Origin of the sequence: Paenibacillus spongiae (assembly GCF_024734895.1) — a bacterium.
Classification (GTDB): Bacteria; Bacillota; Bacilli; order Paenibacillales; family Paenibacillaceae; genus Paenibacillus_Z; species Paenibacillus_Z spongiae.
In genome coordinates this window covers 5,882,104-5,906,458 of the sequence record NZ_CP091430.1, presented here as the reverse complement: position 1 = coordinate 5,906,458, position 24,355 = coordinate 5,882,104, and the positions used below count along the sequence as shown (strand labels likewise).

The window sequence follows — 24,355 nt, the reverse complement described above, 5'->3', positions numbered from 1 at the left end:
TATGGAGCCGATGGTTATAGAAGTACGAGGTTTGCTGCAGAAACGAAAGCATTTTCAGCTGGGGCCTGTCGATTTGCAAATTCCGCAGGGCTATGTGACGGCAATCGTCGGTCCGAACGGCTCGGGGAAGAGCTCGCTGTTTCGAATGATGCTCGACCAAGCCAAACCGGATGCAGGTGAAATTGAACTATTCGGACTGCAGGTCGGCGGCGATGATATCGCGATGAAGCAGCGGATCGGTTATGTGCCTGAGCAAGCGATTGATATCGATGATAATCTGAAGGCGGAACAGAAGGCGGCGTTCATCAGCCAATGGTATCCGAGCTGGGACCTTAACCGCTATCAGGAGCTGCTGCGGCGGTTCGAGGTGGATACGTCGCTGAAGCTTAACAAGATGTCCAAGGGAATGCGGAGGAAGTTCGATCTGGCGGTTGCGATGGCGCATAATCCGGATTTGCTGCTGCTCGACGAACCTTCTTCCGGACTCGATCCGATCGCCTGGAAGACGATGATCGACGCCATACACCGGTACATGGAACGCGGCGATCGAGCCGTGCTGATGGCATCGCATATTATCGATGAGGTGAAACGGCTGGCGGACTACATCGTTTTCATCGTCCATGGCCGGGTACTCGGAATGTTCGAGAAGGACTCGCTGCTCGAATCATGGTATTCCTATTACATCGACACGAGCGAGGGCACTGCGAATTGGAAGGCTATGCCGGGTTATCGGAGCGCTGAACCGAATGGCGGCAGCTTGTACAAAGTCATTACCAGCGAAGCGGCGGATGCGGAGAGATGGTGCGGTGAAACCGGCGTGCGGATATCAGGCAGGCAGAAGCTGGAACTGGACGACATTCTAACCGTACTAATCGAGCAGGAGAGATTACGCATTCGTTCTTAAATAGAGGAAGGAGTTCATACGATGAATCCATTGAAGGTCGAGAAAATTTTTAAGCAGTATGGCGACAAGACGGCAGTGAACGGCATCAGCTTTGAAGTGGCGGAGGGCGAAATTTACGGACTGCTCGGCGGCAACGGTGCAGGCAAGACAACAACGATGCGCATGGTGCTAGGCCTGATCTATCCGGACGGCGGTACGATTACTTATCATGGCAAGCCGTACACCGTACAGCAGCTAAAGGGGCTCGGATACCTTCCGGAAGAGCGCGGGCTGTATCCGAAGGTCAAGGTGAGTGATCAGATCCATTACTTGGCTCAGCTTCGTGGGATGTCCCGCAAGGATGCGGACCGCAGCCTGAAGCGCTGGCTGGACCGGTTCGGCGTACCGGAATATTACAACAAGAAGGTTGAAGAGCTGTCCAAGGGCAACCAGCAGAAAATTCAATTCATCGCGGCGGTCATTCATCAGCCGAAGATCATTATTATGGATGAAGCGTTCAGCGGACTCGACCCGGTCAATGTGGAGCTGCTGAAATCGACGGTCAAGGAGCTGCGTGACGGAGGAACAAGCATCTTGTTCTCGACTCACCGCATGGAGCATGTCGAGGAGCTGTGCCGCAACATCACCATTCTGCACAAGTCCAACCCGGTGCTGCAGGGCAATCTGAAGGCAATCAAGAAGCAGTTCCCGCGCGAGCGCGTCATGCTCGGCACAGGCAGTGAAGTGTCCGGTCTGGAGTCCATCCCGGGCGTAACGAAGATCATTCGTCACGAGAACGGCTACGAGTTGTTTATCGATCGCGAGGATGCAGGACGGCCGATTCTCGAGCTGGCTATGGCGCAGACGGAAATTCAGCGGTTTGAAGTGATGGAGCCGACGCTCAATGAAATCTTTATTAAAACGGTAGGTGAGAGCCATGAATAATAATTTTTGGACAGTCGTCGGGTTTACGGTCCGCAACAAATTCAAAGGAAAAGCCTTCCTGATCACGACCTTGATTATTGCAGTTATCATTAGTATCGGTATTAATCTCCCTTATATCATTTCGCAGTTCAGCAGCGGAGAAGATGAGCCGACCTCGATCGGCTATGTGGAAACGAAGGAAGACGTAACAAGCTCTACGATGTTCAATGGCGCTCGTATCGCGGCGATGCTGAACGAACATTACAGCGCGCAGGAGAAAGCGGAGCTGAAGCTCGTGCCGTTCGCGGATACAGGATCTACCGAAGGCAACGAGAAGGAGCTTAAGAAGGCGATTGTAGACGGCAAAATCGATGGCTATATTGAGTTCGAAGAAAATAAAGAAGTGGGCTTCCCGAATGTAGTTTACAAGTCGGAGAAGCTGATGGAAAGCAGTGTCACGCATTCCTTGCAAGCCGGGCTGACAGCCGTGAAGTCGAAGGGCGTATTGCAGGATGCGGGCCTGACCGAAGAGCAGACTAAGCTGTTGATGTCGCCTGTTGATATCGATTCGGTTCAGATTACGACATCCGAAGGCGCCGGCTCGATCGGCCAAGGCAAGACGCCGTCTCAGCAGGCGATGGATATGGGACTGGTCTATGTCATCATCATTCTGCTATTCATGGCCATTATGATCACCGGCCAGCTGATCGCCAGCGAGATTACAGCGGAGAAGAGCTCCCGCGTGATGGAAATTCTGATCACAAGCGTATCGCCGCTCAAGAGCATGTTCGGCAAAATCTTCGGCATGTTCATCGTCGGATTGACCCAGATTATCGCTTACGTTGCGGTTATCGTGATCAACATGATGCTGCCGCATAATGCGGAGCCGCTGGCGGAGCTGAATATCCGGTTAAGCGATATCGATCCGTTCGTGCTCGTATACGCGCTTATCTTCTATCTGGCAGGTTACTTCCTGTTTGCGACGCTGTTCGCGGCGGTTGGCTCGATCGTCAGCCGTACCGAGGATCTCGGTCAAGCGGTCCTTCCGATTACGATGGTCGCTCTCGCCGGCTTCTACATCTGTATGTTCGGCGGCCTGAACAATCCGGACTCGATGCTAATGAAAGTTTCGTCGTTCATCCCGCTCTTCTCGCCTTATGCAATGGTCGTTCGTCTGGGACTATCCGATCCGCCGCTATGGCAAGTGTGGGCATCGATTATTATTCTGCTCGTCACAATCTATGTTGCAGGCTGGATTTCCGCCCGCATCTACCGCGCAGGCGTCTTGATGTACGGCAAGCGCCCGTCCTTCAAGGAGCTGCGTAAGGCGATGAAAGCTTACAAGGCATAGGCTGCAGACTAGGCTACAGACGATTTCATTTGTGAGCAATGGTTATAAGGGATACTGTTCTTAATAATAACGGAGACTTTTTATATCGCCTTGATGAGATTAACAATTAAGCCCGCTCAGATCAAACCCTTGATCTGAGTGGGTTTTTTTTCGATAGTTGGATAATTGTAAGTTTGATCGGTTGAGCTTCGGCAGCGTGCATCACTACTGCAAAGGGGTTTAAGCGAGTATTCTCCCTTAGAATCTAGCAGAAGGCCGCTATAAGCTGAAGCTTGCAGAGGCTAATTGTCGCGTGAGAATCTCGTTTTCTTTTTCTTGAATCGATAAGGAGCTGAAGTTATAATGGGGCTAGCTGTTTACTATATAAAATATAGCATATTATGCAAAACCTAGATAAAAGCGTTGCGATACGAAGCTAGATGCAGTAAGGGGCAAGGGTATGCTTTTGATATGCAACTTTGGGAGGAGAATGCGAACTGGCGAAATAAGAATTTTCGAGTTGGTTAGGATGCTATCCCGATTGAATTGACGAAAGCAATCACTTGCATCGAAGGAGAGTGCATAAAGCATAAGAAAGGAAATCACCCAATCGGGCTGAGAATAGGAGGAGCCTATGACCATTTACCGTCACCAACGTAATTACGGATGCCGCATTCATGATCAATATACCTATTTGGGCATGCGCGTACTTGTTTTGGAGAATGAGAAGGTAAGGATCTCTCTACTTCCGGACAAAGGTACCGAAATATTCGAATTTTTGTATAAGCCAGTCGATCTGGACTTCATGTGGCTAACTGAGAACGGTGTACATAATCCGAATTCTTATTTGCCGACCTCACCCGATCCGATCTCCACGTTTATTGACTATTACGCAGGTGGGTGGCAGGAAGTTTTCCCGAATGGCGGGTCGACTAGCTCTTATTTAGGAGCCCGGTTTGGTCAGCATGGGGAAGTTGCTCATATGCCTTGGGATGTCGAGGTGTTGGAGGATTCAGCGGATCGGATTCGCGTATTGTTCCGAGTTCGGACGAAGAAGGTTCCTTTTGAATTACGCAAAACGCTGACACTGCAATCGGATTCATCGACTCTTCGCATCGAAGAAGAGCTTGAGAATTTAAGCGACCTGCCTCTGCGATTCATGTGGGGTCACCATATTGCGTTCGGCAAACCGTTCTTGGAGCCGGGCTGCAGAATTAATCTTCCAGAGGGCTTAACCGTCTTAACGGAAGAGCGAAGCTTGCAAGCTATAAATCTTGGCAGGGTGAGGCGCGGCGATGTCCATGAATGGCCTGTAGCGGCGGATGAGCAAGGTGCTGCGGTTGATTTGTCCATTCTGCCCGCACGCGATGCACGGTCGGATATTGTTTATGTAACCGGTTTCGAGAAAAGTCGGGCATGGTATGAAGTGGAAAATGGGCGAAGGGGTATGGGCATTCGCGTAGAGTGGGATGCGTCTCGGCTGCCTTACTTATGGTATTGGCAAGAGTTTGGGGAAACAAAAACTTATCCTTGGTACGGTCGGCACTATAACGTCGGGCTGGAGCCGTTTAGCGGGTACCCAACCCATGGTATCGAGAAGGCGCTTGAAAATGAATCGGCCGGCAGCATCGGTCCCAGCCAGACAATCAGCTCTTGGCTAACCGCGGCACCATACCCGCTGAATGAAAAATAAATTCGAATGAGAAAAGCGAGGTATTCAAGATGGACGCTTCCGAATTTGCAGGTAAAGTCGCCGTTGTAACCGGCGGGACCAAAGGCATCGGATTCGGTGCGGCTAGACGATTGGCGCAAGGCGGAGCATCTGTGCTAATGTGCGGCATCGATCAGATGGAATGTGATCAAGCGGCGAACAGCCTGAGAGCGGAAGGGGTTGAAGCTTCGGCATTCTGCGCGGATGTGCGGCATTCCGATCAAGTTCGTCAACTCATGGAGCAAGCTGTGATCTTATACGGCGGCATTGATATTCTGGTGAACAGCGCAGGCGTTCAGCGGTATGGGGATGTCGTGGACACGCCGGAGGAGGTGTGGGATGAGGTCATCGATACCAACCTCAAAGGGATTTTCCTCGCGTGCAAGCACGCGCTGCCCGAGATGCGCAAGCGAAGCGGCGGCAGCGTCGTGAATGTATCGTCCGTTCAAGCATTCGCTTCGCAAAAAGGGGTAGCTGCGTATACCGCCAGCAAAGGTGCGATCAATGCGATGACCCGGGCGATGGCGCTTGATCACGCAGGGGAGAACATCCGCTTTAACGCCGTTTGTCCAGCTTCAGTCGATACGCCGATGCTGCGATGGGCTGCGGATGGATTCAAAGAAGATAAGACGGTCAATCAGATGATCGATAGCTGGGGCCAAATGCATCCTCTTCACCGTGTGGCGAAGATTGAAGAGGTGGCAGAGCTTATCGCTTTTCTAGCAAGCAGCAGGGCGTCGTTCATAACCGGCGGCGAGTACAAAATCGATGGAGGAATGACCGCAGCGCTTGGCGTTCATTTACCAGAATAGAGGTGTTTATAAATGAAAATTACAGACATCAAAGCGACGACCGTCACTGTGCCGCTTGAAGCACCGCTTCGCCATAGCAATGGAGCCCACTGGGGCCGCTTTGTTCGGACGATTATCGAAGTAGAGACCGATGAAGGGATTACGGGTTACGGGGAAATGGGCGGAGGCGGAGAAAGCTCGGAGTTGGCATTCGCCGGATTGAAACGTTATCTGGTTGACCATGATCCGTTTCAACTCGAGGAGCTTCGTTATAAGATATGCAATCCGACGGCAAGCCTGTATAATAACCGGACACAACTCCACGCAGCGATTGAATTCGCTTGTCTGGATATTATGGGCAAGAAGCTGAATCAACCGGTATACAAGCTGCTCGGCGGCAAAGTCCGCGATAAGGTTCCTTTTGCCAGCTACCTCTTCTATCGACTGCCGAACGAGAAGGGGCAAGGGGAAGTGCGGACGATTGAACAGCTAATCGAGCACTGCCAAGATCTGAAAACCAAATACGGTTTTAACGTTCATAAGCTGAAAGGCGGCGTGTTCCATCCTGATTACGAGTTGGAATGTTATAAGGCGCTTGCTGCTGCGTTCCCGAAGGATAAGCTCAGGTATGATCCAAACGCTGCACTAAGTGTAGAGGAATCGATCCAGTTCGGGCAAGCGATCGAGCATCTGAACAACGACTATTACGAAGATCCGACATGGGGCTTAAATGGCATGCGCAGGGTTCGCTCGATGGTCCGTATTCCTACGGCCACGAACACCGTTGTCGTTAACTTCGAGCAGCTAGCGGCGAATATTCTGGATTTGGCGGTAGACGTTATTCTGCTGGATACGACATTCTGGGGCGGCATTCGCGCCTGCATCAAGGCTGCAGGCGTATGCGAGACGTTCCAATTGGGCGTTGCTGTCCATTCTTCGGGCGAGTTGGGAATTCAATTGGCTACGATGCTGCATCTCGGAGCTGTATTGCCTAACCTGTCGCATGCGGCAGACGCGCACTACCATCATCTGCAGGACGATATCATTGTCGGCGGCAAAATGGGTTACGAGAACGGAGCGATCAAAGTGCCGGATGGACCGGGACTTGGCATCGAGATTAACAGGGATAAGCTGGCTCAATATGCGGAGCTGTATCGCGAGCTCGGCGGTTATCCGTATGACCGCGATCCGACGAGGCCGGAATGGTTCCCGCTCGTGCCGAACGACCGTTGGGCGGATCCAAACTAACAGCGCGAGGCTGTGTTAACCACCGTTTAGTTTAAACGGTGGTTTTTTGTTTGCGCATGATTCAACATAATGCTTATAATATCAATTTCAGATATTAAATAGATAGATTGGTGCATTTTGTTCTGAAAGGTAATTAACTACAATGTCATTATTACAACTCTATCATCCAAAAGAGAGGCGGATCGACATTGAAAAACCGACGTACAATGTTTCTCCTAATGCTTGTTCTTATGTTAGCGGCAACCGCGTGTACACCGAATATGGGGGGCGGAACAGGTAGCAACCAAAGCGAAGGCAATAATGAAAGCGATACCAATACTGGCGAAACCGGGAAATCCGACAGCAAGAAGCTGACGATCTGGGTATTTGCCGATCCGCATAAACGATTTCTCGAAGCCGTTAACGAAGAATTCAAGAAGACCCACCCCGATGTCACAGTGGATGTCAACTTGATGGATGCGAATGCGATGACTGATAAGTATATGATTCTCTCCCGCTCCGGAGGAGAGGGAGGGCCCGACTTGTTCGATATGGAACAAGGTCAATTTCCGAACTTTATTCGCGGAGACGTTCCTTTCGAGCCGCTGGATCAGTATTTGGAGGTTGACGGTTTGAAAGAGGCGATGTCAAAAGGCCGGCAGGCGTTATATACAGTGAATGACAAGCAATACGGAATCGAACACGCTGCGACTGCCTCAGCGCTTTATTATCGTAAAGATATTTTCGATGAAGCGGGTATCAATGTGGCGGAACTGAAAACATGGGACGCGTTCACCGAGGCGGCAAAAAAGCTTACCGGTAAAGACAACTATATTTTTCCAGCAGACTCGGAAACGAAAACGGGTGGTGACCGCACGTACTTCGAACTGCTCATTAAGCAGGAGGGCGGTGACGTCGTGACCACTGACGGCGGGATCGGCCTTGACTCTCCGGAAGCGCTTGCGGCTCTAAAACGAATGAATGCCTGGAAGAAGGAAGGAATCATGGATAACCGGTATTTTGAGGGGCCGAGTTATTGGGATCGGTTTAAGAACGGTACATATGTCGCCGCTTTCGGGCCTGACTGGTGGGTGAATCTGCTGGTCGATAACGTGCCTGAGCTTAGCGGCAAATGGGCTGCATTGCCGATGCCGCTCGGCGGTCCGAACTCGGTGCCGACAACGGTGTGGGGCGGAACCGGAATGATGATATCCAAATTTTCCAAAAATAAAGATTTGGCGTGGGAATACCTCAAGACGGCCCAACTAACGCCGGCCATGTCGGTCAAACGATTCGAGATCATTAACTTGTTTCCGGCGCTTCTAACATCCGTCAATGAACCCGGTCTGCATGAGCCCAGCAAATATACGGAATATTTTGCAGGTCAAGACCTCGGCGAGTTGTATGGAACGCTGGTAGAGGACGCTCCGAATCAAAATCAGGCTTGGTGGCGCCCTCTTCTTACGCAAGCATGGGACAAATATCAATTCGATTACACGGAAGGCAAGCTGACGCCTGAACAATTTCTACAAAAAGTCCGGGAAGAGCTTGAACGGTTGATCGAGAAGGAGAAAAAAGCAGCGGGATAACGAAGTAACCTTTAAAAATGAGCTTATAAGGAGAGAGTCTTGCTCTTTCTTCTTCGGCTGGGGGAGTGTTCATGCCTTTTAAATCGTCCACGGGGTTAAAAATCGCGCCTTTCTTATTTATTCTGCCATTCTTTGTCCATCAGGCCGTATTCAATCTGTATCCGACGATATACGGGTTCTGGATCAGCCTCTATTCGGGGGTCTCGAAGCTGACCTTCGTATGGTTCCAAAATTATGCCTACTTGCTGCAGGACGAAAGGTTCTGGAAGTCGATGGGGAACGGCGTGAAGCTTACTTGCGGAAGCCTATTCATCGTCCTGCCCATTGCGCTTGGCGTGGCGCTGTTAATCAATCAGCCTTTTGTCGAGCGGCGGAAGGGCATGTTCGCAACCTTTTTCTTTACGCCCAACATTACGTCCGCCGTTGCCGTAGCCATCGTCTTCAGTTTTATTTATAACCGGGAAATCGGCATCCTGAATTCGTTTCTCGGACTTTTCGGAATGGAATCCATTGCATGGCTGGAGAATCCGAAGTGGACAATTCCGGCACTCATCATTATGGTGACTTGGCGGTACCTAGGCATCAATATCCTCTATTTTCTGGCCGGGCTGCAAAATATACCGTATGAGCTAATCGAAGCGGCGAAGATCGACGGAGCGAATGGCATTCAGCGGTTGTGGCATATCACGCTTCCGCTGCTGCGTCCGATCATGACCTTTATCGTGTTCCAGGCCATCATCGGCTCCTTCAGCATGTTCGCGGAAGCTTATCTGCTTGCGAACAACGGCGGAGGACCCAACGACTCGCTGTTGTTCCCGACGATGTATATGTATGAGCAAGCGTTCCGGTTCCAGAAATTCGGTTATTCGTCGGCTATCGGTTATATATTTACTTTGATTCTGCTGATCGTTGGTCTCATCCAAATCAAACTATTCCAAGAGCAAGAGAGTAGGCGGTAAAGGGGGAACTGCAATCCAATGACAGGAAGAATGTTTCACCGGTTATTCATTTATGCATGTTTGGCTTTGATGAGCTTTTTGTTTTGCGTTCCTTTCCTGTTTATGGTGGGCACCTCCTTCAAGAAGTACGACGATATCGTGAGAGAGCCGCTGAATCCGCTGCCTCTGGCGCCGACACTGGACAATTTTATTCTGTTGTTTCAGAAGCTGCCCTTCTGGACGCAGTTTTTTAACGGAATGTTCATTGCGGCATCTGTCGCCGTGTTAGCCATGGTGCTCAACGCACTAGTGGCCTTCGGGTTCTCGAGGTACGATTTTAAGTTTAAACATGTGCTTTTCACGATTGTTATCGCCACCATCCTGATTCCCGCCCAGATGACACTGGTTCCGGCGTTCGTCATGTTTCGCAATTGGGGTTGGCTGGACACTTTCTATCCGGTCATTCTGCCGGGGGCCGTTTCGGCTATCAATATTTTTCTGATTCGTCAGGTGATGGGTTCCGTTCCCAGGGAGCTGTATGAAAGCGCCCGGGTCGACGGCAGTTCGGAGCTTGGAACGTTTCTGCGCATCGCTGTCCCATTGTCCATGAGCGGAATCGGCATCGTCGGTCTGCTCAGCTTTATGGGTTCTTGGAACGATTACCTCGGACCACTCATCTTCTTGACGTCCGAGCATAAGATGACGCTAGCCGTCGGCATCACGACTATGAATAATCCCTATAAAGAGGATTACGCCTCGCCGATCACAGGCGCGTGCCTGATGGCGATTCCCGTGCTTATTCTGTTAAGCGTCGTCGGGCAAAAGTATTTCGTCAGCGGACTCTCGGCGGGCTCAGTGAAAGGGTAACGGGAATAAGCTGAAAACAAGCAATCCGTACATGCAGCCAGTGCTGATGTACGGATTGCTTGTTTCAGCGCCGCTTTCACCGAGCGGCGTAAAAAGGAAGGGGACTACAGACTGCTCCAGCTCTCTTTGCGGATTTCGCTCGGTGTTTTTCCAGTGTAAAGCTTGATCGTCCGTGAAAAATGGTAGGATGTTTTAAACCCGACCTGGTAGGCAATTTCACCGATGGTTAAACCTGTTCCCCTCAGCAAATCCAAACCCTGGCTTAACCGGTATCGCCATAAATATTGCGTAGGTGTCATGCCCTCATCCCGGCGAAACAATCGAATCAAATGCTCCGGCGTATTGTTCGTCATCGATGAGATCATTTTCAAGTTGATCGATTCGCCGTATCGTTGATGAATTTCCTCTTTAGCGATCATGACGGCGGGATGCTTCCGTCGCTCGCCGCTCATATGGATGCATTCTGTAAGAAACAGCAAAATCGCCGAGCGGCCGAGCGCTTCTTTGACGCTGCCGTATATGTCGGAATCATCCGTTTTTTGTACGGCCAGCATCAGATCGGTAAGCTGATTCATCCTATTCGAAAGGGGGATGAAGGTTGGAAGCCCTTCAAAGTACTGCTGTGCCTCTTCGCTCAGCGGTTCCGTCATAACGTCGATCCAGCGGTGCCATGTTTCCTGCTTCTCGTCGAAAGTAAAATGCTCCAGATGGCCCGGTAAAAGCAGTGCGACATGTCCGGGCGGAACCGTATGTTTGATGTCGTCTATTTTTACAATCATGGATCCGGTATGGAGCATGACCAGCTGTAAGTGCTGTTGAACCCGGGGACCGAACGTACCGCCGGGAGGATAGACGACGGAGCCCGAATCGGCGCCGCTTATAACAAAGGGCGGAATCGCTTCCGCCCTCAACCGAGTGTCCATATCCGTATCCACTTCCCGGAAGTTTCTTTTCATTGATCCTAAGAAATAGTGCTCTTAAATCGTCCCTCCTAAATGCCGCGTAACCGTTATCATTGACTGGAAGATTTGTTCGTCCGATAGCGGATTCTATCGTGGGGTCTGCTGCCGATGCCAATCATAGTACCATTTGCATCAAGATGACATGTATATCATACCATCAGTGTAGTAGATCGAAAATGATATGAAAATGTTTGCACACAATCATTTTGTGTCCGTAGTTGATAAAATCCGATATGGTGTCGTAATGACTTTTGGCAGCTTGAACATGAAAAATTGCTGAGGAAGCTCGTCCTAGTAGAATCATATGAGGGGTTCAAAACGAGGTTTTCCCTGCTTTATAATACAGGATAAGGAATATTTTAGGGGAGAAATTGCGGCATCGGTAAGATTTTGATAAAGGAAAAGGCTATCCTTTGTCGAATCAGTCGGATATGGAAATATTTACTTTATTCTTCCGCATAAGTTGAATCCATGAAAGATACATATTTCTTTCATTGTACAATGCTCACTAATCCGAGAGAGCGAGGTTCAGAGCATGAAACTGGAAAAACCTTTATTGCAGCTTGAATTCGTGCAGCTTCCGGTGCCTAATGTCATCGAAGCCGCGAAGTGGTACATCGAGCATCTTGGATTCTTATGCGACCGGATCCCTGATCCGGGCGTGGATATGTGCTTTATGGGTCTGCCGGAGGGCGGCCTCATTATCCTTAAGGAAGAGCCGGATTTGCAGATGAAGGACTTCGGACGGTTCCGCAACGAATCCGGATTTTATTTCAAAACGCGGCAGATCGAGTCGATTCGGGATTACTTGCAAAGCATTGGGGTGGAAATACATCTGTATGCCGACAACGGATTTAAGTTTCTGACGTTTAGCGATCCGTACGGCAATGTACTCGGCCTGATTGAGGATGTCAACAAATACGACGAAATGGCGGAGCAGTTCAGGCTGGGCCTTGGCCGGGATCTGAATGAGCATGAAGAGTCGCAGCTTCGCCGTTTCGGCCTGATGAAGGAATGGGAGCTGCAGGATACGATCGTCACAATGCTGGCGGAAATCAATAAGAAGAATGCTGCATCCGAATAGTATATTTCGGAATGGAATGGTTTGGGATACATATGCATGGAGCGAGCTCCCATCCAGGATAACAAGAGGTGGCTTTTTGCAGCGCATAGGAGGATTTATCTGCTTATACGAGGAGGATATTAGAATGGAAAAGCATGATCTGATATTCAATCAGCCGATTACAAGGTGGGACGAGGCGCTTCCGCTCGGTAACGGATTGACCGGGTGCTTGCTATGGGGTAACGGAGAGCCGCTCCGCTTCAGCCTCGACCGCGGCGATTTGTGGGATTTGCGCCTGGCGCCCGAGGTGCTCGACGAACGTTTCACTTATGCGGAAATGATCGAATGCGTACGGCGGGCCGATCAGGAAGGGCTGCTTAACCGGTTCGATAGCATTTACGAAAAGTATCCGTATCCAACCAAGCTGCCGGCAGGCCGGTTGGAGCTGCGGTTTGGCCAGCCTGCCGGCAGCGTCAGGAGCCGCCTTGCATTACGTGATGCATGCGCGCATGTAGAGCTTGCGTTTGCCGGCCATTCCCTCCTGGTGTCAAGCTACCTTCATGCAGTTAACGGTCTTGGCTATATCCGAATCGCCGGCGAGACTTCCGCAGAGGGCAGGCTGGACATCGTGCCGCCGGATTATGCGGGGATGCTGGAGGACGCTAGCGCGGATCCGGTGTTTCACACAAGCCTGACCCGGCTCGGTTATCCGGTCGCTGAGCAGCATGAAGAGGGTGAAGTTCGTTGGTTTTACCAGAGAACTAACCATGAGCTCGATTACGCGATTGTTATCGCGGAGCGGCAAATAGCGGATGGGGAACGTCTGGCAGTCTATGCGATTGCGTCCAACCGCGACGGTGAAGAGTGGCTGGATGAGGCAAAACGGAAAGTGACTGCCGAGCTCGACGCCGGCTTCGATGCCGCATTCCGAGATCACCTTGATTGGTGGAAACGCTACTGGGGCAAAAGCGAGGTTGCTTTACCGGACGAGGAAGCAGAGAAGCAGTGGTACTTAAACAACTATTTGTTCGCCTCCTGCTCGCGCAAAGGTGCGCCGCCGATGCCGCTGCAAGGGGTATGGACAGCCGACGAAGGGCTGCTCCCGCCATGGAAGGGCGATTACCATCATGATCTGAATACGCAGTTATGCTATTGGCACTATTTGAAGGCGAATCATCTCGAAGAAGGTGAGAGCTTCATCGATTTCCTGTGGAATTTGCGGCCGGAGGCGAAGCGGTTTGCGCAAAGCTTCTTCGATGCACCGGGCATCAACCTTCCGTCGGTTATGACGCTTAACGGCAAAGCGATGGGCGGCTGGCCGATGTACAGCCTGAGCATTACGAACCACATATGGGTATGTCAGGCGTTCGACCATTACTGGCTGTATACGGGTGACGTCGATTTTCTCCGTGACAAAGCGTATGTGTACTTCCGGGAAACGGCGGAGTGCGTGCAGCGCTGGCTGACAGAGGGGGAGGACGGAAAGCTGGGGCTGCCGGTCTCAAGCTCGCCGGAAATTCACGACAACAGGCTGTCGGCATGGTTGGATCCGGTCAGCAACTACGATTTGTCGCTGCTTATTTATTTGTTCCGCCGTTTGCAGGATATGGCGGGAAGACTTACCCTTGCCGCCGATGCCAATCGATGGGCGGATGTGCTTGCGAAGCTGCCGGAGCTCGCCGTTAACGAGCGGGACGTGCTGATGGTCAATCCGAAGGAATCGCTGACGGAAAGCCATCGGCATATGTCGCATATGATGGCCATTTATCCGCTGCGGGTGCTGGATCGGCGAGGATCGGAGCGGGACCGGAAAATCGCGGATGAGACGATCAATAATTTGGAAGTGCTCGGTAAAGGACAGTGGGTCGGTTATTCGTTCGCATGGGCTGCCGCCATGTACGCGCAACAGGGCAACGGCGAAGCGGCCGTATATCATCTGCAGCAAATGTGGAGGTACACTTGCTCGCAGAATGGGTTCCATCTGAACGGCGACTACAAGAAGGCCGGTATCTGCATGTTCCATTACCGCCCGTTTACGCTGGAGGGTAACTTCGCAGCGGTTTGCGCACTGCAGGAGATGCTGCTGCATACGGACGGCGAAACGCTACGCGCTTTTCCGGCAGTGCCCGCTGACTGGGCCGCAAAGTGCATCGAGTTCCGCGATTTCCGCGGCGAGATGGGCGTGTTCGTCTCTGCGAGAATGAGTGAGAACTTGCTCGACTTTATAGAGCTGCGTGCCGAACGCGGCGGTATCTTCCGCGTACAAAACGACTTTGCGGGAGAGCGTCTGCAGGTCCGGATCGGCGATAAGATAACGGAGCTCGTCTGCGGCTTGAGACGTACGTTCACCATCCCCCTGCAAGCAGGCGAAGCCTGTAGAATCGTTTCCTTGTAAACAAGGAGCATGAACGTCGGCCTGACAGCGCCGTTCATGCTCCTTCATATCGACTCAATGATAGGATGTATACTCATCAAACTGATTCCTAGCTTGGAGGAATTATTATCTGTCTACCTTCAACTCCCGAATGGCATGGATGGCAACGCGGATCAGTAATATGGAGCTGACGAGCACCCCGGCGTAACCGAACATGGACAAGACCGAGAACCCTTCTGCCGGCTGGGCTTCCCCCAAGTACAGCAAGCCGATGGATATGCCCCCGAAGGCCAGACCGACAAAGGCAAGCAGCAGCTGGGCGATCCACTTGGCGATGAACGACGAATTTGTCTTATCCGAGAAGAAGCCAACCTTGACGGAAAGCTCGCCTTTCTCCAGCATCGTGCCCAGATTATCGATGCGCCTTGGCAGCCGTCTAAGTACCGGAAGCAGCTCAATCAGCTCGTTCTCCGCCGTTTTACGTATATCGTCGACACTGCCGACGGGCAGAAACTCCGATAGATATTGCTTGGCGAATCGTTTGATTTCACCCAAGAGGCTGAAATCCGGATTCAATTGCAGCATCGTTCCTTCCAGCGTGATCAAGGAGCGGAATACGCCGGCGACCATCGGATAGAAGGCGAGTCCGAATTCGGAGATGATGCGGAAGAGCCCTTGGATAAACGCATCGGAATTGCCTGTTACGTTGTATGCGATCTGGACAAGCAGCTGGCTGATGGCCTGCTCCAATCCTTCCTTGTCGATCTCCTGTTTGGTCTCGGTCAGCTGCAGAAGCGAATCCATAATGACATAGGCATTCCGCTGCTCGAATCCGATTAGCAGCCTCTTCAGCGCATCCTGCTGCAAGGTACCCAGCCTGCCAACCGAACCGAAGTCCAATAAGGCCGGTGTTCCGTCCTGCATAATATATACGTTGCCAGGGTGCGGATCCGCATGAAAGATGCCCTGAAAGAAGATTTGAGCCATGACGCAATCGAATATCTCCTGTTGGATGAGCCGGCTGTCGATGCCCCGTTCCGACAACAGGGCAGCCCCTTTCTTGACGCTCACACCCTCCATATATTCCAGAACAAGAATCGATGAAGTGCTGATTTCCGGGTAGACCTTAGGCGTTCTCACCTTCGTCTTGCTGTTCTCCATCGCTGCGGATACCTGCGCTAAGTTGCGGGCTTCGATACGGAAGTCCGTCTCTTCTTTCATCGCGGCGGAGAAGCCTTTGGCCAGATCGAGAAAACCGATGCTTCTCGCCCATGCGGATCTGCGCGACGCCCAGGAGGCAAACCGGATGAGAATGTCGAGATCTCTACGCAGCAGGAATATGATATCGGGCCGAAGCAGCTTCACGACCACGTCCTTGCCGTTCTTCCGAAGCGTAGCGCGGTGGACTTGCCCGATCGATGCCGCTGCAAGAGGCTCCATATCAAAGTAGCTGAACAGCTCGTCTTTGGGCTCGGGCAGCTCTTTGGCCAATATGCTCTCGATCTGCTTAGTCGTTAACCGGGCTACGTTTTCCTGCAGATGAGAAAGCTCTTCAATAAAGACAGGGGGAAACAGATCCGAACGCGTGGAGAGCACTTGCCCGAATTTAATGAAGAAGCCGCCGCACTTCTCTAGCATTTTGCGAAGGGAGACGGCAAGCTTGCGGTCCGTGAAGGAGGTACGTCTGACGGCAAGGTTCCGGCCTACGCCATGACGAATGGCGATAAACAATACTTGAGCGTATCGGTGCTGCCTGCGCATCCAGGCCAACAACCTCGCAAGCGGGTTCCTGGATTCGGAGAGCCGGTCGCCCCGCTCGCCGAGCGGAAGGGGATCGAACATTTCAAGCAGTAGATAGAACAGCATGGAGACGATGACGATACTGATCAGCCACCACATTTCGTTTATTCCCGGACTGCTCGATGGATGATCCCGCACGTAGGTGAACCAAAATATGGCCGACGTGACCACGACGCTAAGCAGAGACGCGCCGATTTGCTTGGCATAGCTTAATCTCGTTCCTATCAACCTGCCTATAATAAAGCTCGCCAGTACAGCTAAAATCAGAAACTGATTCATCCCTATCCTCCTGCCTGAAACTCAGCTTTGAATGCTATCATTATATCATATCGCTTGTTTAATGGATTAAATTACCATTTCACGGAGATAGGCTGATATTGACAGATAATCGAAAATGGATACATAAGAACATCGAAATCTTGACTGCTTTTCAGATCACGTACTTCTATAATTTTGATTTTATCGATAAAGGGGTGAATGCGGTCTGGCAAGATATTTTGGGGAAGGAAGACGTGAAAGAGCAAATAGAAGGATTGAAGAGGCGGACGGAAGAGACTTGCTGGAATTGAATGAGAGAAACATTGCGAGAATGTCCTACATAATGAATCAGGAATAGTGATGATAAGATTCGTTAATGGCCACCGATGTTCCCGGATTTCTAGTCAAATCTGAAAAACCGGGAACAACAGCGGTCAAAAGAACCTTATGACCGTGATGCGGACCGAGAGCTGCGGCTTACTTTTTTACAATATACGTTTCATTCAAGATTTCCTTCTGAACATAGGCCTCCGGCGACAGCTCGGCATGAAGATAAGCCTGCAGATCCTCCTGCTTCAGATCGTACATGACCTCGATTTCTTTGGCGAACAGGAGGCCTTCTTGGGCAATAAGCTCGGAGAGGGCGGGCATCGGCTTGGATGTAAGCTCTTCTGTCGCAGCAAGCGTCTGCTTGAGTCCCGTTATATAGTGATCGATTGAACGGGCTCCGACGATCTTGGCTCCTTTATTCTCGGCATTGACCATAATGATGGTGGGAAAACCTCTAACACCGAGCTTCTTGGCAAGCGCGAAGTCCTGCTCCAGAAGCTCCTGGCTGGCGGGAAGAGCGGCCTCCTTCACGATGGTATCCCCATCCAACCCCATCTGATCGACGATGCCGCGAAGCACTTCTTCATCTCCGATGTTCTGATTGAAGGCGAAGACCGCTTCTCTCGCCCTGCGCAGGAAGGTAATGGCCAGCTTCTCATCCTTCCGTTGAAAGACCTTGAAGACGCGGGATGGAATATAGGAGGATTGCACCGGGTTATCCAGCCATAACGAACCGTCAATCGGCATGCGGGAATGCACGCCGACCTCTCTCCAGTGGACCGCTACATCGGCGGGCTGGCTTATGCCGTTCTTCACGTCCGCGAAGCCGTCCCAACTCTTCAACAGTCCGCCCATGACGGTATGCAAGTGAAAGTAATGACCGTATTGTTCGGCAAACTTGCGAAGCACCGGCTCCAGCGCCCAGCAGTGGGAGCAAATAGGGTCCGTGACGTAATACAGATCGATGATCTCTTGGGGGGCGTTGAGATCGATCAGCTCCATAGCCTCTTCTCCGCCAACCCCGCAAACTCCCGTTTCCAAATCGCAAATCATCTTGTTCGTCATGTCTGTCTCCTCGTTTCTGTCCGTGTTGATGTTCGGAATATCTATAACTTTATTATATTAACTATAAAAAATAAATCAAGTATGCGATTCTCCCTATGTTATAGATATTACTGACGATAATTGGTATTATATTAACGATTCTAATGGTGATGACATAATAGATTCGTAAATCGGCAAGAAACAAAGGAGATGCCGCATGAAACCGAATGTTCTATTGATTTCCGTTGACCAGATGAGGGCGGATTGCCTTCACTTCCTGGGCCATCCGGTCATTGAAACGCCGAACCTGGATGATCTGGCCCGAACTGGCGTCGCTTACACAAGCGCTTACACGGCAACGCCGTCCTGTATTCCTGCCAGAGCTGCCATTTTGACCGGTATGAGCCAGCGCAATCACGGCCGAGTCGGATACGAGGACAAGGTGCCTTGGAATTATGAGCATACGCTGCCCGGGGAGTTCGCCAAAGCCGGCTACCATACGCAATGTGTCGGCAAAATGCATGTGTACCCGACCCGCAATCTGTGCGGATTCCACAACATTGTGCTGCATGACGGCTATATGCATTACAACCGCAACCGCGCCCGTTCCACTGCGCTGGAGTGGTGGGATCAATGCGATGATTACCTGGTATGGCTGCGGGAGAAGGCGGGATCGCAGCAGGACATTATGGATCACGGCCTGGACTGCAATGCTTCGACGGTCGCCAGACCTTGGCATCTGGATGAATCGCTGCATCCAACCAACTGGGCTGTAACCCAATCCATCGATTTCTTGCGGCGGAGGGATCCGAGCAAGCCGTTCTTCTTGTGGACCTCCTTCGTCAGGCCGCATGCGCCTCTGGATCCTCCGCAGGCTTTCCTGGATCTGTACGATGGGATCGAATTGCCCGAGCCGCCGGTCGGTGAATGGGCGCGGCGGGACGATCCGGGCCGTGAGGGCCTGAATCCGACGACTGCGGGTGGAATCGTGCATGAGCGGATGCGGAAGAAAGCTCTCGCCGCGTACTATGCGCTCATTACCCATATCGACAACCAAATCGGACGCCTGCGGAACGCGCTGTTCGAATTTGGGGTAAGCCATAATACGATCATTCTGTTCACATCCGATCATGGCGACTTAATGGGCGACCATAATCTGTACAAGAAGATATTAGCCTATGAAGGCAGCGCCAAAGTACCGTTTATTCTGAATGATCCGACAGGCACTTTGGGGCTTGTACCCGGGAAACGGGTGAAGGATGTCGTAGAGCTGCGGGATATTATGCCGACCTTGCTGCAGGCCTCCGGCGTTCCGATTCCAGACTCTGTAGACGGAAGGAGCGTCGTTCCTCTGGGAGGGCGCGAAAGCCAAGCTGATTGGAGGGCGTACATCCATGGCGAGCACGCTTACGGGGGGCTTTCCTCTCATTATGTAACGGACGGTAAGCAGAAGTATATTTGGTATTCCCAGATCGGTAAGGAGCAGTTGTTCGATCTTCAGGCTGACCCTCAAGAGCGGTATAATTTGGCGGGATCGCCAGAACATGAGGAGAGGCTGGCCGACTGGAGGGAGCGGTTGATCCTGGAGCTGACGGGAAGGGAAGAAGGATATACGGACGGCGCCAGCCTGATTGTCGGGAGACCGCCGCAAGCATGTCTCCGGCATATAAGAACAACTAACGCGGACAGTGCTGCTCATTGATGGCGCAGCGTAATTCCAAGAGCGGGCTGATTTTCTGAACATGCAGTAAAAAAATGTACGGGGATTGTGATGAGGATATGGTTAAATCAGTCGATCAAGCCTCCTAAAACGAAGATTCTTAACATTTTAGGAGGTTATGAAAATGATTTTCAATCCAATTAATATGGATAACTGGGGTAGAAGAACCTATTATGAACATTATTTAAACACAGTCAGATGCACCTACAGCATGACGGCAAACATTGATATAACCCGGCTGCTTGCAGAGCTTAAAACGAAGGGGATCAAGTTGTACCCGGCGCTTATTCATATGGTCACTACAGTGGTAAACCGCCACATTGAATTTCGCACATGTCTTGATTCCGAGGGCAGGTTAGGTTATTGGGACAGCATGTCTCCTAGCTTTACGATTTTCCATGATGATGACAAGACATTTTCATCCATTTGGACCTTGTACAGCGAAGATTTTAATGAATTCTACCGTCGTTATCTTGATGATATGGAGAAATATGGAGGTATTAAACAATTTTCCGCTAAAGCCAATGAGCCGCCAAACACCTTTCCGATTTCCAGCATTCCGTGGGTGAGCTTCTCTGGCTTTAATCTGAATATTTATACCGAGGGAACCTATTTGCTGCCCATATTTACGATAGGCAAATATTTTCATCAAGACGGTCAAGTTCTGCTTCCATTGTCGGGTCAATTCCACCACGCTGTTTGCGATGGCTATCATGCCAGCCTATTGTATAACGATCTGCAATTAAGGGCGGATAACTGTAAGGAATGGTGCTGAACCTGACAGGGCAACGATAGTTAAATCATTGCAAAGGCAGGATAAGACTTTCTTTACATGCTTCTTGCTTCATACTGCATTGTCTTCGAGCATACGAACACCAACCGGTCCAATGACGACGATAAATATAAGTCGTTATTGGACTTTTTTCGTTGTAATTAAATGGAATTAGGACGCGAAGCTTCTCTCAACCACGACCGGGTGATACGCCATAGAAAACAATTTTTTTTATTGCTTTTGAGCGCTTTCTTATAAATAATGAGAAGATATGTGTTGTGAAAGCGCATAGCAAACAAGTTTCGAAGCGAGGATGGGGGTGGGATTTATCCGTACAGGGCTTAGTAAAATAAAGAGCTCGCTGTTGTTTCGCTTCGCCTTAACGCTGGCTTTTATGCTGATACCGATCATCTTGATCGGGAACTACTTCTATTCCGGGGGAAGAGAGTCGCTGCGCCGGGAAATATCCAACTCCATGGAGTCCCGGGTTGAAGCGAATATTCGTGCGATGGAGAAGGAAGTCGAACGGATTCAATTGCTGCAGTTTGAAATGATTAATGACGAGTCTCTGAACAAGCTGGCAGTCATGCCTGACTATATGAATAACTATGACAAAAGCCAGGCTCTGCTTCTGCTGCAGGATCGGTTGTTTGCACTGAAGAACAGCAGCATATATATTTCGGATGTGTCGGTTCATATTCCCTCCATCAACCGCACGCTATCCGCTATGCAGGGGACGGGAGTAATGGCAGAGGAACAATTCAATGCAACCCGCGAGCTTGCCAGCAAGAATCCGGGAGAAGCGATTTATTTCCTCGGCAATATCCCGTATATCGTGTTGGTTCATGAGGTGCGCGGTTTGTATGAAGGGGGAAATGCGCTGTATTCCATTATCGTGGAGCTCTCGCCGAATGAGCTGATCAAGTCGTTTGCCGCTCTCGAGAGCAGCGAGAACAGCGGTTCCGTTCTAAGAGATCCTAGCGGCGGGTTCATCATACGCAGCCATCATTACGAGAATCCGTATTTAGATCAGTATATCGATCAATATAAAACGGATGTGCCTCATACATTCGAGAATATCAGCAGCGTAGGAAAAGGAGAAGACCGCGTGCTCGTATCCTCCCGTTTCTCGCAATTGCTCGGTTTCTCGCTTATTCATTACGTTCCCGAGAAGCATCTGTTCAATAACCTGTACCGTTACCAGCAGTTGTTCTGGGTCTTAATAGCTGTGTTCCTCGTCTTTATTGTCGTGCTGTGGCTTTCCTTATACCGAATGATTCATCGGCCGCTGCTGGCGCTGCTGCGGGCATTCCGAAAGATGGAGAAGGGCGAGCTGGACGTGACGGTCGCCGCGAGCAGTCGCAGCGAGTTCGGTTATTTGCTCCAGGGTTTTAATAAGATGTCCCGCAATATGCGGGAATTGATCGAACAGGTCTATACGCATAAAATACTCGTTCAACGGGCGGAGCTCAAACAGCTTCAATCCCAAATCAATCCTCATTTTCTATATAACAGCTACTTTACCCTATCTAATATGATTGCGGTAGAGGATCATGATAACGCCAAGCAGTTCGCTACGCAAATGGGCAGTTATCTGCGGTATATTACCCGGAATTCCTCAGACGAGGCTCCGCTCTATGAGGAGGCCAAGCACGCTACGATTTATGCGGAAATTCAAGGACGGCGGTTCCGACTGCGCATGAAAGCTGAGTGCGGCGAAGTGCCGGTCTCTTACCGGGCGGTCATGGTGCCGCGTCTTATCCTTCAACCGCTTATCGAGAACGCATTCGAGCATGTGTTTGACCAGATGGAGGAAGGCGGGTTCCTGTCGATTACATTCGAGGAGACGGAAGATTGTCTGCTTATCCGGGTGGAAGACAACGGTCCGTTCATGGATCAGGAACGATTGGAGGGGCTGTGGGCTCTGCTAAGTACAGATGAAAGTACGATAGAAACGACGGGCCTTCTGAACATTCATCGGCGGCTGCGCATGAAATACGGAGATAAAGGCGGCATTCATCTGGAACGCAGCCTTCTAGGCGGATTGGAAGTCCGGATCGCGATATGGAAGGAGGACAAGGAATATGCTTCGATTGTTGATCGTGGATGACGAGCCCGATATAGCGGACGGTCTCCAAACGCTTCTCCAGGATCGGTTTCCGTTCGAGCTGGAATTATATAAGGCTTATTCCGGTAAGTCGGCACTCGAATGGTTGAAGCGGGGAAAGTTTGACATTGTCCTGACGGATATCCGAATGCCTGCTTTAAGCGGATTGGAGCTTCATAAGCATATACGCAGCCTGTGGCCCAGGTGCAAGGTTGTCTTTCTGACGGGACATAGCGAGTTCGATTATGTGTACGAGGCGATCCATTATGACAATACCAGCTATTTGCTGAAGACCGAAGGCCATGAGACAATCCTGGAGACGATCGGCAAGCTGATGGAGGATATAGCCGGAGAACAGCAGATTGAAGGACTTGTGGCCAAAGCCATGCAGCAGATGGAACAAACACTGCCGCTGCTGCAGAACGAGCTGTTAAGCGATTTGCTCCATGGCGAAGCATTCGATACGCAAGGCAGATCCGAGCAATTCGAGGAACTGCGTATTTCGCTCGACCCGAAGCGCCCAGTCCTTCTTATGATGGGCAAGCTGATGGGAAGGGATTCCGGGACTCGCCAGACCGGCAAGGCTCAGCTGCATGCAGGGATGCATGCAATCGAGGAGCAGTATGGTTATCCGCACCTGCATATGAAATATATATTTGTCGACAAGGATACTCTGGTCTGGTTCGTACAGCCGGCAGCCAGTCATCCGGATGAGCGATCGGAAGTGCTTGCTCCGTGGAGCGGTATTCTGTTGGCCATTCGCGAATATGCGGAGAATGCGGAGGCCGCTTGCTTGCGTTCCTTCGGTATTTCGCTATTCTGTCTGCTTGACCGGTCGCCATGCGAATGGGAAGACATTGCCGACCGCTGGGCGATGCTGCAGCATGAGTACCAGCGTCAATCCGGCGAGAGAAACGGGGTTGTTCAGGTCGCATTCGACGAGTTAGAGCTCTATCGGACGAAGATGCTCCGCAAATCCGATCTGCTTGGCGAGTATCTCGCCACTGGTCAAGCGGAAGCCTTCAATTCCGTCTGGAAGCACTTCACGGCTGAGCCTATGCGGCTGGACGCGGTTCATTCTGCGATTTCACTCGTATTTCTGCGCCATATCCACCGCTTTAATTTGCAGGATCGACTGTCGGACCGCATGGATTTGTCTGTGATCATGCAGCCTTCGGACGTTCAACTGGAGCCGGCATATTGGTTGGATTATTATGATCGGCTGGCGAGTACGATCTTCGATCTTCAGGTGCAAGATCAGGCGGAACGTTACGATCGCACAATCGATCTGGTGAAGCGTTACATTCACGATCATCTGGGAGAAGACCTCTCTTTAGTGCGATTATCCGAGGTTGTCGAGTGGAATCCCTCATATTTATCCAGAGCATTCAAGAAGGTCACAGGCACGAATGTGCTTGCCTATATCCATGAGACGAAGCTGAAGGAAGCCAAGCGGATGCTTCTTCAGCCGGACCTGAGAATTCATGAAATCAGTGCGGAGCTGGGCTTCATTTCACCGCCCCATTTTACGCGGTTTTTCAAGAAGACGAGCGGTCAAACTCCCCAGGATTACCGGTCGCTCGAAGAACGTTAATGGATTATTGGCCGCAGGGACGACCCTGAACAAAGGTAAAAAATAGATAAGCCGAAGTAAAGAAATGGCCT

19 protein-coding genes are annotated in these 24,355 nt (G+C 50.9%); 16 read left to right on the top strand and 3 right to left on the bottom strand.

Annotation, left to right across the window (positions count from 1 at the left end):
- Position 1: 1 nt before the first annotated feature.
- From L1F29_RS26635 to L1F29_RS26595, 9 genes are all read left to right on the top strand, one after another.
- Entirely contained in the window at positions 2–904 is a 903-nt protein-coding gene (locus L1F29_RS26635; RefSeq protein WP_258385058.1) for an ABC transporter ATP-binding protein, read from the top strand.
- Positions 905–925: 21 nt separating this feature from the next.
- Complete coding sequence (locus L1F29_RS26630) at positions 926–1,828, top strand: ABC transporter ATP-binding protein (RefSeq protein WP_258385057.1); 903 nt, start codon at positions 926–928, stop codon at positions 1,826–1,828.
- Entirely contained in the window at positions 1,821–3,158 is a 1,338-nt protein-coding gene (locus L1F29_RS26625; RefSeq protein ID WP_258385056.1) for an ABC transporter permease, read from the top strand. The genes L1F29_RS26630 and L1F29_RS26625 overlap by 8 nt, the downstream gene beginning before the upstream one ends.
- A gap of 613 nt (positions 3,159–3,771) precedes the next feature.
- Positions 3,772–4,830, top strand: a complete 1,059-nt coding sequence (locus L1F29_RS26620) for an aldose 1-epimerase (RefSeq protein WP_258385055.1) — start codon at positions 3,772–3,774, stop codon at positions 4,828–4,830.
- Positions 4,831–4,859: 29 nt separating this feature from the next.
- Positions 4,860–5,660 carry an SDR family NAD(P)-dependent oxidoreductase gene (locus L1F29_RS26615; RefSeq protein ID WP_258385054.1) on the top strand — a complete coding sequence of 267 codons (801 nt, stop codon included), beginning with the start codon at positions 4,860–4,862 and terminating at the stop codon, positions 5,658–5,660.
- Positions 5,661–5,672: 12 nt separating this feature from the next.
- Positions 5,673–6,887: an enolase C-terminal domain-like protein gene (locus L1F29_RS26610; protein WP_258385053.1), complete on the top strand. Its 1,215-nt coding sequence runs from the start codon at positions 5,673–5,675 to the stop codon at positions 6,885–6,887.
- 188 nt (positions 6,888–7,075) lie between these two features.
- Positions 7,076–8,455 carry an ABC transporter substrate-binding protein gene (locus L1F29_RS26605; RefSeq protein WP_258385052.1) on the top strand — a complete coding sequence of 460 codons (1,380 nt, stop codon included), beginning with the start codon at positions 7,076–7,078 and terminating at the stop codon, positions 8,453–8,455.
- 71 nt (positions 8,456–8,526) lie between these two features.
- Positions 8,527–9,414 (top strand): carbohydrate ABC transporter permease, encoded by an 888-nt coding sequence (locus tag L1F29_RS26600; protein WP_258385051.1) that lies wholly within the window; start codon positions 8,527–8,529, stop codon positions 9,412–9,414.
- An 18-nt stretch (positions 9,415–9,432) separates the two neighbouring features.
- A complete protein-coding gene (locus L1F29_RS26595) occupies positions 9,433–10,260 on the top strand; it encodes a carbohydrate ABC transporter permease (RefSeq protein WP_258385050.1) in 828 nt (275 codons plus the stop codon).
- Between the two features lie 104 nt (positions 10,261–10,364).
- Here L1F29_RS26595 and L1F29_RS26590 read toward each other — a convergent pair whose 3' ends face one another.
- Positions 10,365–11,183, bottom strand: a complete 819-nt coding sequence (locus L1F29_RS26590; RefSeq protein WP_258385049.1) for a helix-turn-helix transcriptional regulator — start codon at positions 11,181–11,183, stop codon at positions 10,365–10,367.
- Between the two features lie 574 nt (positions 11,184–11,757).
- On the opposite strand from L1F29_RS26590, the gene L1F29_RS26585 reads away from it, so the two are divergent.
- On the top strand, positions 11,758–12,306 hold the full coding sequence (locus L1F29_RS26585) for a VOC family protein (protein ID WP_258385048.1): 549 nt from the start codon (positions 11,758–11,760) through the stop codon (positions 12,304–12,306).
- A 124-nt stretch (positions 12,307–12,430) separates the two neighbouring features.
- The gene (locus L1F29_RS26580; protein WP_258385047.1) at positions 12,431–14,680 is read left to right on the top strand and encodes a glycosyl hydrolase family 95 catalytic domain-containing protein; all 2,250 of its coding nucleotides are present in this window, start codon (positions 12,431–12,433) and stop codon (positions 14,678–14,680) included.
- A 105-nt stretch (positions 14,681–14,785) separates the two neighbouring features.
- Here L1F29_RS26580 and L1F29_RS26575 read toward each other — a convergent pair whose 3' ends face one another.
- Positions 14,786–16,738, bottom strand: coding sequence for an ABC1 kinase family protein (locus tag L1F29_RS26575; protein WP_258385046.1), 1,953 nt, complete (start codon positions 16,736–16,738; stop codon positions 14,786–14,788).
- Positions 16,739–16,836: 98 nt separating this feature from the next.
- Between L1F29_RS26575 and L1F29_RS26570 the strand changes: the two genes are divergently transcribed.
- Positions 16,837–17,028 (top strand): hypothetical protein, encoded by a 192-nt coding sequence (locus tag L1F29_RS26570; protein ID WP_258385045.1) that lies wholly within the window; start codon positions 16,837–16,839, stop codon positions 17,026–17,028.
- Between the two features lie 166 nt (positions 17,029–17,194).
- Here the strand turns inward: L1F29_RS26570 and L1F29_RS26565 are convergent, their stop codons facing one another.
- Positions 17,195–18,112 (bottom strand): DsbA family protein, encoded by a 918-nt coding sequence (locus tag L1F29_RS26565; protein WP_258385044.1) that lies wholly within the window; start codon positions 18,110–18,112, stop codon positions 17,195–17,197.
- Between the two features lie 196 nt (positions 18,113–18,308).
- Here L1F29_RS26565 and L1F29_RS26560 point away from each other — a divergent pair, with 196 nt between their 5' ends.
- The 4 genes from L1F29_RS26560 (at position 18,309) to L1F29_RS26545 (ending at position 24,284) form a co-directional block, all read left to right on the top strand.
- Positions 18,309–19,793, top strand: coding sequence for an arylsulfatase (locus L1F29_RS26560; protein ID WP_258385043.1), 1,485 nt, complete (start codon positions 18,309–18,311; stop codon positions 19,791–19,793).
- A gap of 142 nt (positions 19,794–19,935) precedes the next feature.
- Positions 19,936–20,586: a type A chloramphenicol O-acetyltransferase gene (catA, locus tag L1F29_RS26555; RefSeq protein ID WP_258385042.1), complete on the top strand. Its 651-nt coding sequence runs from the start codon at positions 19,936–19,938 to the stop codon at positions 20,584–20,586.
- A 316-nt stretch (positions 20,587–20,902) separates the two neighbouring features.
- On the top strand, positions 20,903–22,693 hold the full coding sequence (locus L1F29_RS26550) for a sensor histidine kinase (RefSeq protein WP_258385041.1): 1,791 nt from the start codon (positions 20,903–20,905) through the stop codon (positions 22,691–22,693).
- Entirely contained in the window at positions 22,668–24,284 is a 1,617-nt protein-coding gene (locus L1F29_RS26545) for a response regulator (protein WP_258385040.1), read from the top strand. Before L1F29_RS26550 ends, L1F29_RS26545 begins: the two co-directional genes overlap by 26 nt.
- Positions 24,285–24,355 lie beyond the last annotated feature (71 nt).